Genomic DNA, 17,152 nt, shown 5'->3' with positions numbered 1-17,152 from the left:
AGAAAGTAATCAACGCCCCCAAACATATGGGGCGTTGATTAATTGGAGAGCTGGCTGGGTTAACCGCGCATGCGGGTGCCCTCAGCGTCAAACAGGGGCTCTGTGATCAGTCGGGCCTTATGCATCTCACCAAGGATTTCGATCTCGACCTCCAGCCCGGGCTGGGCGTCCTGAGTGGGAACAAAGCCAAGAGCGATGGATTTCTGCGCATGGTGGGAGTAGCCGCCAGAGGTGCAGAAGCCGACAACCTCCCCGTTGATCGAAATGGGCTCATAGGCGACCACATCTGCATCTGTTGCCGCGACTTCAAAGGCGCAGAGTTTACGGGCTGTGCCCTGTTCGCGCTCAGCCTCTGCAGCGGATCGGCCAATGAAATCGGTGTTTTTCTTGAAGGAGATAAAACGGTCCAGGCCGGTTTCTGCTGCGGTGTAATCTGGTGAGAACTCATTCATCCAGGAGCCAAAGAACTTATCTAGCCGAAGCGACATCATCGCCCGCATGCCAAAGGGCATCATACCGTGGGGTTGGCCGGCCTGCCATAGAATATCCCACAGCGCGCGCTGGCTGGGCAGGTCGCAGTAGATCTCGTAGCCAAGGTCCCCAGTGTAGCTGACCCGTTGCACCAGGCATTCGACCATACCCACGGTCATGCGCCGCACATCCATAAACCGCATCTCAGAGATATCCTGGAGGGTGCAGGCCTGCAGGACCTCTGCGGCCCTGGGGCCGGCAATCTGGAAGCCATTCAGCCTGTCGGAGATATTCTCGATCCCCACGCCGGGATCCTGATGCTGAAGGAACCAGCGCATATGATAGGCCTGTGCCCCGTAAGAGGCGGTGAGCTGGAACTCTTCCTCGCTGAGGCAGGAGACGGTGAAGTCACCAATCAGGCGGCCTTTGGGCGAGAGCATTGGTGTGAGGCTGATCCGTCCTGGTTGAGGGATGCGGCCTGCCATGATACGGTCCAGCCAGGCGCGCGCCCCTGCGCCTGTGATCCGGTATTTGCCAAAGTTATGCACCTCGTTGATGCCAACGCCGTTGCGGACCGCTTGGACTTCGCGGGCGGTGGCCTCAAAAGCGTTGGAGCGGCGGAAGGAGGGGGTCTCGTAGCGCGGCTCATCTCCTGTGGCGAAGTAGTTGGGCACTTCCAGCCCGTATTGCTGCCCCCAAACGGCGCCCATGCTGTCAAAGACATCATACATTGGCGTGGTGCGGAAAGGACGGGCGGCGGGGAGTTCTTCGTTGGGGTAGGAGACCGAAAACCGGGTCTGATAGTTTTCGATAACCTTTGGCAGGGTATAGCCAGGGGTGATCCAGTCGCCATAGCGGGCGCAGTCCAGCGCCATGGTATCGCGTTCAGGTTCGCCCTCAATCATCCATTGCGCCAGCATCAACCCGACGCCGCCACCCTGGCTGAAGCCAGCCATGACACCGCAGGCCGACCAGTAGTTGCGCACGCCCGGGACCGGCCCCACCAGCGGGTTGCCATCGGGGGCAAATGTGAAGGGTCCGTGGATCACCGATTTCACCCCGGCGGCCTCGAGGGCAGGGAAGCGTTTATAGGCAAAATCAATGGAGTCTTCGATTTTGTCAAAGTCATCGCCCAAGAGTTCGTGACCAAAGTCCCAGGGGGTGCCATTCACCGCCCAGGGTTTGCAGGGCTGTTCATAAAAACCAATGCAGAGCCCACGGCCTTCCTGGCGCAGATAGCTTTCACCTGCCGGATCCATCACATGGGGATGTTCGCCGCCTGCGTCGATGATTTCGGCAATCATCGGGACTTCGTCGGTGACGATATATTGGTGTTCCATCGGGTGCAGCGGGAAATAGATCCCTGCCATAGCGCCGACTTCGCGCGCCCAGAGACCGCCAGCATTGACGATATGTTCAGCGTGAATGGTGCCCTTATCTGTCACCACGTCCCAGCTGCCATCGGGGCGCTGGTTGGTTTCCAGAACTTTGCAATGGGTCTCGATCGTGGCGCCGCCCATGCGGGCTGCTTTGGCATAGGCATGGGTGGTGCCAGAGGGGTCAAGATGGCCATCCAGCGGATCGTAAAGCCCGCCGATAATGCCATCAATATTGGTCACGGGCGCGATTTTCTTGATCTCTTCGGGGGAAACGATTTCGGTCTCCAGCCCCATAAATCGGTGCTTGGCACGTTCCGCCTTGAGCATGTCAAAGCGTTCTTTGTTGTCGGCGAGGGTGACGCCGCCCACGTGGTGCAGCCCGCAGGACATGCCGGTGATCTCTTCCAGCTCGCGGTAGAGCTTGATGGTGTAGCCCTGCAGCGCCGCCATATTGGTGTCACCATTGAGGGTGTGAAAGCCGCCGGCAGCGTGCCAGGTGGAACCAGAGGTGAGCTCTGAGCGCTCGAGCAGCATCACGTCGCTCCAGCCCAGTTTGGTCAGGTGGTAAAGGACCGAACAGCCGACGACACCGCCGCCGATCACGGCCACACGGGTGGTGGTCTTCATGAGGCTTCTCCCTGGATGTGTTTTCTTTATTCTGGACAGAAGTGAACAGTAGTCCAGTAAAAAAGCGACACTCCCCGTCGTTCCCAGGCGAAACGAGGGAAACGACGAGGAAGTAGGCTCAGAGCCGGTTAGTCGGTACTGCGCAGCGGACTGATTTGTACCAAGAGGATCGTCACCAGTGGAATCGCAAGTTTCAGCAGCGCCGCTGTGATCAGCAGTGCTCCAAGGTTGCTGTAATCCGCTGGGGTGGTGATCTGGCCACTGGCGTCAGTGACTTCGCGGGTGACCACAAAGACCTGGTTGAGGTATTTTGTCCCGAGGCTAGAGGCTGAGAGTGCCAGGTTGGTGAAGGAGGCCATGACCGCAAAGAAGGTTGCCTTCAGGTTGCTGGGGGCGTTGCGGGCAATCCAGGCCAGCATGGGGATCATGGCGATTTGCCCCAGGGGGGATTCCACAGCCGTATCCACCAAAGCGATAAACCGTGCATCAACCAGCCCACCGGTGAGCGGAGCTGTCCAATTGTGCAGCCCGTAGTACAGGCCAATATTGGGCAGGCTTAGCAGGGCTTCGGTCAGAGCCAGGAAGGTGATGATCCAGGCGATGGTGTTATTGGCAATCAGCGGACGCAGGAGCACCATGCCAAACAGGGTCAGCAAGGATGAGATCAGCGACAGCACCGACAGGAACTGTTGGTCAAAGCCCAGCGTGTCGATCTCGAACCAGGTGGCGGCGGCGCCATTCAATGGTGTGGCGCGATAGGTGAAGATGATGATCGCGGTGCCAATCAAGGCGCGGGCCTGTTGCTTTGTCAGGCTTTTGATTAACTGGTGCATCAACAGCAGAACAATGGCCATCGAACCGACAAAGACCAGCTCCTGCGCCTGTTCAACCTCGCTGAGGCCTACGCCAAGCGACAGCGCCACAAAGACGCCACCGCCGATAAAAAACCACCAATTCAGCAAAACCGGATCCCGTGGCAGCGTCAGGCGGCTTTGGATCTCGCTTGGGCTGAGCCCCATTTTACGCAGCTTGCTTCCCAGGTGCAGGCGTTGAAACAGCGCCACGGCTATGCCGGTCAGTGACAGCAGAGGCACCATGAGGGCCAGCAGATAGACATCGGCATAAAGCGCGCCTTTCTCGGCCTGAGCCAGCGCCTCTGCACCGTCAAACAACCAGACATTCAGGGCTGCTGCTGCGCTGAAGCCGCCAATCAGGGTGATCCGGCCCAGCATCTGCATGGTGGTATGCATGGTACGGTTTTTGGCTTCAGAAAAGGCGCTGCCATCGGTTTTGCAATGGGGGATGGCCTCGACCGACATGGCATCGGCAACCACATCCTGCAGCACAAACCCGCAAGGGGCGAGCAGAGCGGCAGTGACATACCAACTGTTGGCGGGCATGATCTGGACCATTGCCTCGGGCATGATCAGCAGGCTGGCGATGATGCCATAGCTGGTGCCCATCAGCCCGGCGCCCAGCACGATCAACAGGTATTTCCACCGCCAGATCAGGTCCACCAGATGCCCGAGTGGCATCTTCAACGCCCAGGGTAGCCCCACCCAAAAGGCAAGCCCGGCCAGAAAGGCGGCCTCCAGATCCAGATACTCCTTTACGAAAAAGGTGGCCACAACCGAGGTAATGCCCTGAACACCATAGGCAAAATAGATCAGGAGTGGCGGCAGAAAACTCCAGCGCAGCTGGCGTAGCAGGTCCAGAACGATCTGGTCGAACCATGCATAGGCCCGGCTCATGACAGGGGGCGTACCTTGAAGGCGGTGATCCGGTTGCCTTCGCGGGCCGTGACCTCAAAGCGGAAACCATGGAAGGAGAAAACCTGACCCGTGGTCGGGATCATCTGGGCCTCATGAATGACCAGCCCGGCGATGGTATTGGCCTCTTCATCGGGCAGATTCCAGTCGGTGGCCCGGTTCAGGTCGCGAATGGTGGTGGCGCCTTCGACGGAATAGTTGCCATCGGCATCCTTTTTGACCAGAGACTGCTCTGCGGGGTCAAATTCATCGGTGATTTCACCAACAATTTCCTCAAGGATATCTTCCAGCGTGATCAACCCCTGCAGGGCGCCATATTCATCCACCACCAGGGCAAAATGGCTGCGCATCCGCAGGAATTGTCGCATCTGATCGTCCAGAGTGGTGGTTTCAGGGACAAAATATGGCGGCTTGGCCACCGAGGTGATCTCGAACTTGCGCAGGGCGCTGGCGTCCCCTTCGGGGCCACCAATCTGGGCATACATCTCACGCAGCAGATCCTTGGCGTGGACAATGCCGATGATGTTCTCTGGCTCATCCTTGAAGACCGGCAGGCGGGTATGGGGCGAGGTCAGGCACTGTTCCAGAATATCGGCTGGTTCGGCATTGGCATCAATCATCTGAATATGCGAGCGATGCAGCATGATTTCTTCGACAAAGCGGTCAGAGAGATCCAGCGCGCCGAGGATCCGGTCGCGATCTTCTTTCTCCACCACGCCTTCAGAATGGCCCAGCTGCAACGCTCCGGCGATTTCTTCGCGCATCGCCATGATATGGCTGTCGGGGTCGATTTTAACCCCAAAAAGTCGCAGGATGCCACGGACCAGAAAGCGCACAGCGGCCACAATCGGGGCAAGAATGGTCACCAAAATCCCAATGATAGGAGCCACCGCAGAAGCGGCTTTTTCGGCGTTGGAGATCGCATAGGTCTTTGGCAGCACCTCGGCAAAGATCAGTACCAAGAGGGTCATGACCAGGGTGGCAAAGGCCACGCCGCTTTCGCCAAAGGTGCGGGTCAGCAATGCGGTGGCAAGCGAGGTCGCCAGGATGTTCACCAGGTTGTTGCCCAGCAAGACTGATCCGATCAGCCGTTCGCTATCCTCGGTGACATCCAGCGCGCGCTGTGCTCCGCGCGATCCTTTGTCGGCCTGGCTGCGCAGTTTCCCGCGTGAAGCTGCCGTCAGGGCTGTTTCCGAGCCAGAGAAAAAGGCGGACAGGACCAAGAGCAGCAGAATTGCCCCTGCAGAGATCCAGAAGGCGCTGTCCAAAACGGTTTGAGCGGTGTCCATAGTGGGTCCAAATTCAGTTTGTGTTGCTATTGGTTATGGGCTGTGGCGCAGTGTCAGACAAGGGTGCTTGCGTAAAGGAGCAGAGATATCAGAACGGGAACGACCCGTTCTAGTCCTTTGGGTTTTCACTGTCTTTGTTCAGGCTTTGGCGGGCCTCACCCGGCCGCGATAGGGGGTGATGTTCCAGCACTAACTCGCTGAGACGCGCGTCCAGCACATGGGTGTAGATTTCCGTGGTGGCGATATCCGCGTGACCCAGAAGCGCCTGAATGGCTCGCAGATCGGCACCATTGGCCAAAAGATGGGTGGCAAAGGCATGGCGCAGGGTGTGCGGCGTCACCTTTTGCGGATCCACCCCGCCAGTGACTGCCAAATCCTTGATTAGCAGGTAGAACCAATGGCGTGTGAGATGCCCTTCTTTGCCGCGTGAGGGGAACAGGAACCTTGATCCCGGCTGTCCCTTGGCCTGGCGTTCACCGTCAATCTCATCGCGAAGCGTAAGCCAGACCCGCAGTGCATCACGGGCAGGGGGCGACAGTGGAACCATGCGTTCCTTGCCGCCCTTACCTAGTACCAACAGCATGTTGGGATCCCCGCGGGCGGACGCCACTGGCAGTGACATCAGCTCGCTCACCCGCATGCCGGTGGCATAGAGCAGCTCCATCAGGCAGGTATTGCGCAGCCGATCCGCAGGGTGGCGCCCGGTTTGACGCGCGGCCTCCAGCAGGCGGTCGACCTCGATGACCTCCAGCGTTTTTGGCAGCTTCTTGGCGCGCCCCGGTCCTTTGATCTGGATGGCAGGATTATCGGCGCGCCAGCCTTCCTCAAAGGCAAAATGATAGAGCTGGCGAATGGCAGAGAGCCGTCGCGCCCGGGTGGCGCGGGACAGCCCCTCAGCATCACAGCCGATCAGGTAGGCCTCAATATCGTCCCGCGCGGCCTGGCCAAAGGCGTTGTTGCGATGGTCCAGCCAGCCCGCGACATCCTTGAGATCGCGCCCATAGGCCAGCAGGGTATTGCGCGCGGCCCCGGCCTCGGCAGCCTGGGCCTCCAGAAAGGTGGAGATCCATTGCAGATCATCACGCGGTGCGGCCATCTAACCGCGCTCCAGCAGCATCAACTGCAGGGTTGCCCGCCTGGCGGTATCTTCCAGCCCCACAGCGCGCAGCGCCGCCAGAGATTTGCTCAGATCGCCAAGATTGCCCTGTGCTCCGCGCGCAAAAAGATCCATGGTCCGTAAAATGGCCTCTCCCAGTTGACCATTGTCCAACAAGCTGCGGATCTTGATGGGGACCTCAGCACCATCCTCAAAACCCTGAATGATCGACTGCATCAATGGGGTGCCCCCTTCGCGTAACACCGCACTGGCAGCTGGGGAGGCTGCACCGGTTTCAGACCCAGCGCCAGCATTGGTTTGACCGTCGGCTGGTTGTGTTTGTGGGGCGCTCAAATTGGATCCAGGTTCCCCTGGGGTCCCCTGCGCCAGCGCTGCCAGAAAGATGTTCTCCTGACTGTCGCTGGGCGGGCTGTGGGAGGCGATTTCATAGGTCGGCGCCAAGAGACGAATGCGCCAGGACAGCTCAGCTGCTGCACCCGTCAGATCAAAGCGGGCCAATTGGGAGGAGAACAGATCAGCAAAGCCAACCTCAAGCCCGGCCTGCTGCATCGCCTGCCAGACAGCTGGCAACGCATTGGCAACCTCTGCACTGCTGGCGCTGTTCAGGGCGGCCTCAAAACGTTGCAGCGCTTCAACACGGTCCCAAATCCCGCCAGAGGCCGCCGGGCTGCGATCTGTATAAAGACCCAAGAGCTGGTTGGGGTTCAAAGCACCGGCGCGGGTCAGACGTTCGGCGGCTTCGAGCTGCGCTTTCCAACCCGCCACGTCGCGCAGGTCTGCTGCGGAAAATGCCCGTGGCAGTGGTGCTGTGGGCAGACGCTCACCAATGGCCTCATAGAGGCGGAAGGTCAAAGGATCGGGGTTGTCGGGCAGGGGCAGGGGCGGTGCGAGTTCAAAGATGTCTGGGTTCAGGAACCGATCCAGCAGGTCCAACTGCGCCTTTGGCAAGATCTCCAATGCATGGGCCGATTCGAGCATCAAAGCCGCTGTCGGCCAATCCCCTCGGCGGGCAGAGCAGAAAACACGGGCGCGGTAGTCGGGCGCAAGAAAGGGCGCGGCTGTCAGCGCGGCGCAGGCGCGATCTTCATCGCCGCTCAGCAGGGCGGTAAAAAACCAGCGCCGGAACCGGGCTGGGGTGCTGGAGGGGCCGGCCTGTTCCACCAAGGCCTGTGCGGGATCAGAGGCGCCCAGGGTGATCAGCCGGTCCAGACGCGCCAAGAGGATAACATCGCCCTTGGCCGCGAGTGGTCGGCTTTCTGAGAGCAGCAGGGTAAACAGCAGCGACTGCATCGCCGGGTTGCCTTGCACTGAAACCTGGCGGATGAGACCGGCTATGTCTTCTGGAGTGCTGCCGCGCCACAGATCAATTGGCAGGCCAGTGGCCGAAGGGGACACCAATCCGATGGGCGGCAAGAGCGCCTGGAGTGGTGTCACGGTAATCTGGGGACGCGCTGCACTTCCAGTGACAGGGGGTTCCAGTAAAACGGTGCTGGGCAAGGGGGCAGAATTGTCCGGCTGGCCCAGCCAGTCGATCACCGTGAGGGGAGCCTGTGCAAGACTGGGGGTGGCGCATAATGCGCTGAATAATAACGCGGAAACCGTCGCCTTAAGACTGATTTTCCTGTCCTGCCTAGTTCGCATCTAGCAACACCGGTTTTCGGATCTCTTGCACTGGTACGCTAAAATCTGCCCCGAACCAGGGGCCGATATAGGCATAGGCCACCAGGCCTAGCGCCGCCAGAACGGCAAAAATAACTAGATATTTGATCAATCGCACCATTGCGCACCCGCTGCCTGCTTCTTTGTATTTTGCTCAAGTTATATATGGCCTTTTTTGCAATATCACGTCATTCACTGAAGAATGAGCGAAAAAGAGCAAATAACCGAGGTGGACACCTCACTTCCGAGGCCAGGACGGCTGAAAAAGACCATTGTCATGGTGGGGATGATGGGGGCAGGTAAGACCGCTGTTGGGCGCGCCCTTGCTGCTCGTCTTCAGGTACCGTTCCTGGACAGCGATCATGAGATCGAGACTGCCGCCAATATGACCATCCCCGAGATTTTTGCCCGCGATGGCGAACCCTTTTTCCGACTGAAGGAACGTCAGGTGATTGCGCGGCTGCTGACCGAGGAATGCGGTGTGCTCTCCACTGGGGGCGGTGCCTTTCTGGCGCAGGAGAACCGCGAGACGATTACTGAAAACGGGGCCTCGATTTGGCTACAGGCCGATCTGGGGGTGCTGTGGAATCGAGTCCGTCATCGGGATACCCGCCCGCTGCTCAAGACCGCTGATCCTCGTGCAACGTTGGCGGAGCTTTATGAGCAGCGCGTGCCGCTTTATGCCAAGGCGGATCTGACGGTGGCCTCTGATGGGCAGGCCTCGATTGAAGAGATGGTTGACCGGGTGCTGGAGGCCTTGCGGTCTCGCCCCGACGTATTGGAGAGTTGAATATGGAACGGATCGTGCATGTGCCCCTGGAGGGACGCGCCTATGACGTGGTGATCGGGCCGGGACTGCTGCAAAGCGCCGGGACGCGGATTGCCCCCTTTCTCAAACGGCCCCGCGTTGCGGTGGTGACGGATGAAACCGTCGCAGATCTGCACCTGGAGAGCCTGCGTCAAGGCCTGGGCGCGGCGGGAATAGAGATGGTCTCCCTCGCCTTGCCTGCCGGGGAAAGCACCAAGGGCTGGCCGCAGTTTACCCGCACGGTGGAATGGCTGCTGGATCAAAAGGTAGAGCGCAACGATGTGGTCGTGGCCTTTGGCGGCGGGGTGATTGGCGATCTGGTGGGCTTTGCGGCCTCGGTACTGCGCCGTGGTGTGCGCTTTGTTCAAATCCCCACCTCGTTGCTGGCGCAGGTTGATAGCTCGGTCGGGGGCAAGACCGGGATCAATGCGCCACAGGGCAAAAACCTGATCGGCGCTTTTCATCAGCCAACACTGGTGCTGGCCGATACCGAGGTGCTGGGCACACTGACCGCGCGCGATTTCCTGGCAGGCTACGGCGAAGTGGTGAAATACGGCATGCTGGGCGAGGCGGAGTTCTTTGCCTGGCTCGAAGATATGGGGCCAAAGCTGGCCTCTGGCGATATGGAAGCGCGGGTAGAGGCTGTGGCGCGATCGGTGCAGATGAAGGCCGATATCGTGGTGCGTGACGAGACCGAACAGGGCGACCGTGCCCTGTTGAACCTTGGCCATACCTTTGGCCATGCTCTGGAAGCCGCGACCGGCTATTCGGACCGTCTGTTGCATGGGGAAGGCGTTGCCATTGGCTGTGCGCTGGCCTTTGAGCTGTCCGCGCGTTTGGGGCTGTGCAGCCAGGAAGATCCAAGCCGGGTGCGTGCTCATCTAAAATCCATGGGGATGAAAACGGATCTGTCGGACATCGAGGGCACATTGCCTGATGCCGAAACACTGTTGGAGTTGATGGGACAGGACAAGAAGGTCGTGGATGGTCAGTTGCGCTTTATCCTGGCGCGTGGCATTGGCGATGCGTTTGTGACAGCGGATGTGCCCATATCGGCGGTGCTTGCGGTTCTTCAGGACGCGCTGGCGGATTGCGCTGTCGCATAGGTCAGGGGGCACAGATGTGCTGAGGCAGGCAGATCTCAGATGCTAGACTGGGCGACCGCCGCCCCTATGCCGTCTTTTCTGGTGTCCCGATGGCGGTGGCAACTGCCGCCAACAGGTCCCGCCGCATGATGGGTTTCATCAGCCGAATATCTTCGGGGCGCAATCCGTTGCCATGCACGGTTGCCTCGGCCGCATAGCCCGACATAAAGACAACTGAAAGATCATTGTTGATGGCGCGAAGAGCAGTTGCCAGGCTTGTTCCCTTGAGCTGACCTGGCATGACGATATCCGTCAGGAGTAGGTCAAATCCTGGGTCGGCTTCAAAGAGCTCTTTTGCCTCATCTCCGCTGCTGGCGCGGGTTACCAGATACCCTGCTTTTTCCAAGGTGGTTTTCAGAACCGTTAAAACCTCATCTTCGTCCTCAGCGATGAGAATGCGTTTTCCTTGGGATGAGGTCGATTCCGAGGCGGCACTTCCCTCAGGTTTTGGGGGCCGAGCGGGGGAGAGGGCTGGAAAGTAGAGCTTGAAAGTGGTTCCCACGCCAGGCTCTGAGTAGACTTGGGCAGTACCCTCGGATTGGCGCATAAAACCTAGCACCATAGAAAGCCCCAGACCCGAGCCTTCGCTGGAGGGTTTGGTGGAGAAAAACGGGTCAAAGATCTTGTCCAGAATTTCGGAATTGATGCCTTCGCCAGTATCTGACACCGCGATCATGACATACCGCCCCGGCTCCAGAGCCTCGTTACGGCTGTCCTGATAGCTTTCATCGATCCGGATATTTGCGGTTTCAATGGTCAGTTTGCCGTGGTCAGGCATAGCATCACGGGCGTTCAGGATGAGGTTCAACAGCGCGCTTTCGGCGACGCCGGGGTCGACCTCAACATCCCATAGCTGGGCCAGAAGTGAGGTTTCGACCTGAATATGAGAGGGCAGGGTGCGTCCGGCCCAGTTCTTTGTTTCCAGCACAAGTTTGTTCAGGTTTATCACCTCGGGATGCAGCGGAGCACGCCGGGCATAGCTCAACATGCTGCGTGTCAGATCAGCACCGCGCAGCGTCGCATTGATGCAGGAGGTCACATATTCCACACGCCTTTCTTCATCGGCTTCCTCTAGCAACAGTTCAAGATTGCCGAGGGTTACTGCGAGGAGATTGTTGAAGTCATGGGCAACCCCACCCGTCAGCTGGCCAATTGTTTCGAGCCGCTGAGAAGCAGACAGTTGCGACTGCAATTCCTCGCGGTGTTTCTGATCTGCAAGCCGGTTGGCGATATCAGCGATATTTGCCCGGATGAGTTTTTGACTAAAGGGGGGCATGCGGGTGAGCGATATCTCGCAGTCAATTTCGTTGCCTTCGGCATTGAGATGACGCCAGTGAAATATGGGGAACTCACCATCAAGAGCGGCCTCCAGGTGTTTGCGCGCCAGAGACGCACTTAGCTCTCCTGATGGCTGTCTCTCTGGGCTGAGTTCTGCCAGGCTGAGCCCGTTGACCAACTTTTCCCGGCTGTGGCCAAACAGCTCCTCGGCACGGGTGTTGGCGGAAGTGAAATGGTTCTTGTCGATGTCATAGATCACAATTGCATCGGGGGCATATTCGACCAGAGTTTCAAACTGTAGGGCTTGGTTTGCCGCAACATTGTCTGTTTCTTTCCAATAACGACTGAGGTTGGAGACCAGTATAATAACCAGAAAGTTGCTGGCCATGAGCGAGGCCAACATGATGACCCAGTTTGTTGTGTTTTGATTCCACTCGCCGATTCGGGGGTCTGGAGAGGATAAACCGCCCTGAATGAACAAAGCGGCGATGGCTGCAATGGCGCAGCTAAAAACCGCAAAGAAGAAGAGTGTCAGTTTTCGGTTGAACAATGCGGCACAGAGGGCCATGTAAAAGGGAAAGCCAACAAATCCGGCAGCGCCTAGCCCAAGATTGGCAATACCGATAAAATTGGCGGTGACCAAGCCCGTTACGATCATGCCACCCCGCAATGGCAGATAAATGTCCCTTCGTAAGAAGACGGCAGGAAGAACACAGAGAACAACAAGCAGCAAGATTGTTGCAACAATACTCGCCCCAAATTGACCGTCGCGAACAAGATTTTGCACCACCAGTAAGGCGGCGATGGCGGACAGAAAATCGAGGACAACCCGCAGCGTTTTACGCACGCCCTGACTATAGCTGGTGGCCTTATCAAGGCTATTGATATTCTGCATCGGTGCCAGTTTTCCGTTACCCTCAAGTGGTGTAGCTTGAAGGTACCTCTCGTGATACGCAAACAAAAAAGTGTTGCCATAGTTTTGTATAACTACGCCCATCGAGGCGACGTGTTTCTATTTGCCCAGCCCTAAAATCGCGGAACTGGTGATATTGCCTGTGGTGCCGCCTCCGATCTCGTCGTTCTATGCCCTGCTGTTGCGTCGCGCGCGTAGGGCTTACCTGACCTCAAAACTTCTCTTTTAGGCTGCCTGGCTTCTGACTTCGGGGTCGTAGGAGACGCATCATGACGCTTGTTTCTAACTGGAAAGCGGTAATAACCAGGGCGGCCAGTATGTGGTTTGTTCTCGCAGGGTTGCTGGCGCTGCTTGGGTTTTTCTTTGCCACATTCAGCCCTGATATGGTCGGTTGGTCGCCGGTTTATTTTGCGGCCGCTTTTGCGCTGTTTCAAACCCTGGCCATCCCGGCACGGATAGTATTTCAGATAGGGCTTGCGGATTTGAGTCAGTTTCGCCGAGACCAGCGAGGTGCTCTCAAGAGCCGCAGTTTGGGAATTGTCGCAGGCAGCGGGATAGCGCTTTCCACAGCCCTGGCCTTTATTGGCGGCTGGGAAGGATTGCGACAGGAGGCCTACCGCGATGTCGTTGGCGTTTGGACCGTGTGTTACGGCAAAACCAAACAGGTGGCGCCAGGAGATCGCTACAGCAAAGCGGAGTGCGACCAGATATTGGCGGCTGAGATCGCGGTATACGAAACCGCCCTTGATCAATGTCTCATGGCCACTGTGCCGCTGGGGATGAAAATCGCGCTGGTGTCCTGGACCTATAATGTTGGGGCCAAGGCCGCTTGCGCCTCTACATTGGTGCGTCGCGCCAATGCAGGAGATCTGGTGGGGGCCTGCAATGAGCTGAAGCGCTGGAACCGGGCGGGCGGTCGGGTCTGGCGGGGCCTGACTCAGCGCCGGTATTCAGAGATGCAGATGTGTCATGCAGCTTTGAAAGAGACCACATGAGCCTGGTTTGGCTGCTGCGCAACCTGCCAATGCTGGCAGTTGGGCTGGCCTGTTCCCTTTTGGTCTTTGGCGGCATGAAGCTGCTTGGCGACCGGGGGCAATTGGCCGCTAAACTGGAGCAGGCCCAACGACAACTGACTGCGGCGCTGGTGGAACTGGAACGCGCAGAAGAGGCCGCACGTGTTCACCGCGCCCATTTGGCCCGCGCCGCAGAGGAAGAACGGCGCTGGATTTTGATCACAAATGATCTGCAACAGATGGAGGGCCAGGATGCGCCTTTGTCACCTTTGCTTGGCCATACTGCTGAGCGCCTGTACCCGCACTCTCCCTGAAGCGATACTTTCACCAGTCGCCGTTCCGCCAGACCTGCTGAGGCCCTGTTCCGGATATGAGGGGCCATTGCCACGCACTGAGGGCGAGCTGGCCAGAGCGATCGTTGCCGAGGCGCAGGGGCGGGCCTGTGCCAATGCCAGGCTGGCGACTTTGGCGGAAATACTTGTCAAACCTGAACTGGGCCCCAATTTAGAGCTAGGGCTGCCGGTAGGTGGTAACTGACAAGAAAGTGAACAGAAATGCTGCGTATTTCTTTCTGTTAATGAAGGAAAAAACGAATCCGATGGGTCAAAAAAAGTTCTCCAATTGCGGTGAGTTTCGCTGACTGCAAGGCAGCTTTGCTCTGAGCGCAGGCGCTACGTGAACTAGGTCACGTAACTTTTTTCCGGCTTTACGAAAAGCCGCCCGCTAGCGTCGCAAAAGAACACTTTTTTGTCAGTTTTTGCCCCCCTGGCAGAGCGGAATAAATTTCAAGACTGCGCCCCCCAAAATCTGATTGATATAACGCTAAACAGGAACGGATCCCTGGGATGGGGGGAATACGGACCACCAATACTCAACCAGGAGACTCAGATCCATGAGCACCAAACTCGTATTGCGCAGCAGTGCAGCCGTTGCCGCTGCTTTGCTGGCCGCGCCGGCATTTGCGGGCCCCACCTATACCAATGACAATGGCGGTAGCTTCCGCTGGTACGGTCAGTTCAACCCATCCTACCAGTCTTTTGACGATGGCGTCGAAGACTACAACCGCGCTGTTGACAACTCCTCGTCAAACTCGCGGATCGGTTTTTGGGTCGAGCAGGCCTTTGGCGAAAACACCCTGAAGTTTAACTTTGAAACAGCCTTTGGTCTGCGCGCGTCTGACGGCACGGATCAAACCACCAAAGGTGATTTGACCAATTGGCGCCGGACCAACCTGCGTCATGTTGATTTCCAGTTTGAAACTGCCAAGTACGGTACGTTCTCTGCTGGTCAGGGCTCTATGGCAACCGATGGCATCACCGGCGCTGACTTCTCCGGCACTGGCCTTGCCGCCAGCAACTCGGTTCCGGATATCGGCGGTGGTTTCTTCTTCCGTGATGGCACTGGTGCGCTGAGCACTGTTGCGATTGGTGATGCTTTCACCGATATCGACGGCAGCCGTCTGGGCCGCGTTCGCTATGACAGCAACAACTTCGGTGGGTTCACCTTCTCGGCGTCTTACGGCACCGATATCTTGGCGGACAACAACGATCGCGAAACCTACGATGTCGCTGTACGCTACAGCAACGACGACCTGGGTGCCTTTGCGCTGGATGCTGGTTTGGGTGCCGCCTGGACCGAGCAAACCGGCTCCCAGGACCGTCGTGATATTTCCGGTTCGATTGCGCTTTTGCACAAAGATACCGGGATTTCATTGGCAATTGCTGGTGGCGACCGCGATATCTCCGGCAACTATGCCTATGCCAAGCTTGGCTATTCGGCAAACCTGATCGCCGCCGGTTCGACCTCCTTCTCGGTGGACTACTACGATGGCTCCGATCTGGTCACCGCAGGCGACTCCTCGGAAAGCTGGGGCATTGGCGCGGTCCAGAAGATCGACCGTTTCAATCTTGAGACCTATATCGCTTATCGCGAATATTCCTACGCTGACACATCGGCGACCACCTACCAGGATGCCAATGTGATCCTGGCCGGCGCTCGCTGGAAGTTCTGAAGACAGATTTCCCCTCGGTTTTCAAAACAAGAAGCACGTCCCCTGTTTGGGGGCGTGCTTTTTTGTGGGTGAGCCAAAAAATGCGCTGGAATTGCTGCTTTGAGAGGGGGAAACCGGCAATGGCTCTTGCACCGCGCCGCCAGTAACAATAGAAGGCCTCAAATTGTCTGGGGGCGGTGCCTGCGCGCGCGCGTCCCGAATCTCTATGGGGTATAACATGCAGGTCACCGAGACACTGAACGAAGGTCTGAAACGCGGCTACGCCATCACGGTCACCGCTGCCGAACTGGACGCCAAGGTCAATGAAAAGCTGACAGAGGCCCAGCCGGAAATCGAAATGAAGGGTTTCCGCAAAGGCAAGGTGCCGATGGCGCTGCTGAAAAAGCAGTTCGGCCAGCGCATGATTGGCGAAGCGATGCAGGAAACCATCGACGGTGCCATGAACGAGCACTTTGAAAAATCCGGCGACCGCCCTGCAATGCAGCCCGACGTCAAAATGACCAACGAAGACTGGAAAGAGGGCGACGACGTCAGCGTTGATATGTCCTATGAAGCCCTGCCAGAAATTCCTGCGGTTGACCTGTCCGGCGTGACCCTCGAAAAGCTGGTTGTGAAAGCAGAAGACGAAGCTGTCACCGAAGCTCTGGAAAACCTGGCTGAGAACGCCCAGGAATTTGAAGCCCGTGACGAAGCAGCTGCTTCTGAAGATGGCGATCAGGTCGTCATCGACTTCCTGGGTAAAGTGGACGGCGAAGCCTTTGAAGGCGGCGCGGCTGACGACTACCCACTGGTTCTGGGCTCCAACTCCTTCATCCCTGGTTTCGAAGAGCAGCTGGTTGGCGTGAAGGCCGGCGACGAAAAAGACGTCTCCGTGACCTTCCCCGAAGAGTATCAGGCCGAGCACCTGGCGGGCAAAGAAGCTGTCTTCTCCTGCACCATCAAAGAGGTCAAGGCACCCAAAGCTGCCGAGATCAACGACGAGATGGCGAAGAAATTCGGCGCCGAAGATCTTGATGGTCTGAAGGGCCAGATCCGTGAGCGTCTCGAATCCGAATACGCCGGTGCTGCCCGCGCTGTGATGAAGCGTGCGACGCTGGACAAGCTGGACGAGCTGGTTTCCTTTGACCTGCCTCCTTCGCTGGTCGAAGCCGAAGCCAAGCAGATCTCGCACCAGCTGTGGCACGAGGATCACCCAGAGGTTGAAGGTCACGACCACGGTGAAATCGAAACCACCGAAGAGCACACCAAGCTGGCTGAGCGCCGTGTGCGCCTAGGCCTGCTGCTGGCAGAGCTGGGTCAGAAAGCAGAAGTCGAAGTGACCGATGCTGAAATGACCCAGGCCATCATGGCACAGGCGCGTCAGTACCCTGGTCAGGAACGTCAGTTCTTTGAATTCATCCAGCAGAACGCTCAAATGCAACAGCAATTGCGCGCGCCTCTGTTTGAAGACAAAGTCATCGATCACCTGTTTGAATCGGCAACAGTTGCGGAGAAAGAAGTCTCGAAAGAGGATCTTCAGAAAGCTGTTGAGGCTCTGGAAGAAGAATAATCTTCCTTTAATTATGTTTTTCGGGGTCGCCTTTTGGGCGGCCCCTTTTTTTGAGACTTTGAAGTTTTGGTTGCGTTGGCTTTTCCTGAGATGAATTCAGGAATTGAAATGTAAATCGACTAAT

General features: G+C 57.7%; 13 protein-coding genes. 7 read left to right on the top strand and 6 right to left on the bottom strand.

All coding sequences use genetic code 11. The features are described 5' to 3' along the window. Positions 1-59: 59 nt before the first annotated feature. The 5 genes from ED661_RS18990 to ED661_RS18970 all read right to left on the bottom strand — a co-directional run bounded on the left by ED661_RS18990 (position 60) and on the right by ED661_RS18970 (position 8,293). Complete coding sequence (locus ED661_RS18990) at positions 60-2,477, bottom strand: FAD-dependent oxidoreductase (protein WP_122076092.1); 2,418 nt, start codon at positions 2,475-2,477, stop codon at positions 60-62. Between the two features lie 128 nt (positions 2,478-2,605). Beyond that, a complete protein-coding gene (locus ED661_RS18985) occupies positions 2,606-4,228 on the bottom strand; it encodes a hypothetical protein (protein ID WP_122076090.1) in 1,623 nt (540 codons plus the stop codon). Next, on the bottom strand, positions 4,225-5,535 hold the full coding sequence (locus tag ED661_RS18980) for an HlyC/CorC family transporter (RefSeq protein WP_122076088.1): 1,311 nt from the start codon (positions 5,533-5,535) through the stop codon (positions 4,225-4,227). The genes ED661_RS18985 and ED661_RS18980 overlap by 4 nt, the downstream gene beginning before the upstream one ends. A 109-nt stretch (positions 5,536-5,644) precedes the next feature. Next, positions 5,645-6,631 (bottom strand): tyrosine recombinase, encoded by a 987-nt coding sequence (locus ED661_RS18975; protein WP_122076086.1) that lies wholly within the window; start codon positions 6,629-6,631, stop codon positions 5,645-5,647. Continuing rightward, a complete protein-coding gene (locus tag ED661_RS18970) occupies positions 6,632-8,293 on the bottom strand; it encodes a hypothetical protein (protein WP_371412463.1) in 1,662 nt (553 codons plus the stop codon). It abuts the gene before it with no gap. Between the two features lie 220 nt (positions 8,294-8,513). Between ED661_RS18970 and ED661_RS18965 the strand changes: the two genes are divergently transcribed. Together ED661_RS18965 and aroB are read left to right on the top strand one after the other, a co-directional pair. Continuing rightward, the gene (locus tag ED661_RS18965) at positions 8,514-9,101 is read left to right on the top strand and encodes a shikimate kinase (protein ID WP_122076084.1); all 588 of its coding nucleotides are present in this window, start codon (positions 8,514-8,516) and stop codon (positions 9,099-9,101) included. 2 nt (positions 9,102-9,103) lie between these two features. Next, positions 9,104-10,225, top strand: a complete 1,122-nt coding sequence (gene aroB, locus ED661_RS18960) for a 3-dehydroquinate synthase (protein ID WP_122076082.1) — start codon at positions 9,104-9,106, stop codon at positions 10,223-10,225. A gap of 64 nt (positions 10,226-10,289) precedes the next feature. Here the strand turns inward: aroB and ED661_RS18955 are convergent, their stop codons facing one another. Beyond that, complete coding sequence (locus tag ED661_RS18955; protein WP_162930197.1) at positions 10,290-12,437, bottom strand: ATP-binding protein; 2,148 nt, start codon at positions 12,435-12,437, stop codon at positions 10,290-10,292. A gap of 287 nt (positions 12,438-12,724) precedes the next feature. Here ED661_RS18955 and ED661_RS18950 point away from each other — a divergent pair, with 287 nt between their 5' ends. From ED661_RS18950 to tig, 5 genes are all read left to right on the top strand, one after another. Then, positions 12,725-13,450 (top strand): lysozyme, encoded by a 726-nt coding sequence (locus ED661_RS18950; protein WP_122076078.1) that lies wholly within the window; start codon positions 12,725-12,727, stop codon positions 13,448-13,450. After that, positions 13,447-13,782: a hypothetical protein gene (locus ED661_RS18945; protein ID WP_122076076.1), complete on the top strand. Its 336-nt coding sequence runs from the start codon at positions 13,447-13,449 to the stop codon at positions 13,780-13,782. Before ED661_RS18950 ends, ED661_RS18945 begins: the two co-directional genes overlap by 4 nt. Positions 13,783-13,849: 67 nt before the next feature. Further along, a complete protein-coding gene (locus ED661_RS22020; RefSeq protein ID WP_162930196.1) occupies positions 13,850-14,005 on the top strand; it encodes a hypothetical protein in 156 nt (51 codons plus the stop codon). 355 nt (positions 14,006-14,360) lie between these two features. Next, positions 14,361-15,479, top strand: a complete 1,119-nt coding sequence (locus ED661_RS18940; RefSeq protein ID WP_122076074.1) for a porin — start codon at positions 14,361-14,363, stop codon at positions 15,477-15,479. A 217-nt stretch (positions 15,480-15,696) separates the two neighbouring features. Further along, complete coding sequence (gene tig / locus ED661_RS18935) at positions 15,697-17,028, top strand: trigger factor (RefSeq protein ID WP_122076072.1); 1,332 nt, start codon at positions 15,697-15,699, stop codon at positions 17,026-17,028. The last annotated feature ends 124 nt before the right edge of the window (positions 17,029-17,152 follow it).

The sequence above is a fragment of the Pseudophaeobacter sp. EL27 genome (assembly GCF_900313025.1).
GTDB lineage: Bacteria > Pseudomonadota > Alphaproteobacteria > Rhodobacterales > Rhodobacteraceae > Pseudophaeobacter.
This window is presented reverse-complemented; position numbering and strand designations above follow the sequence as displayed.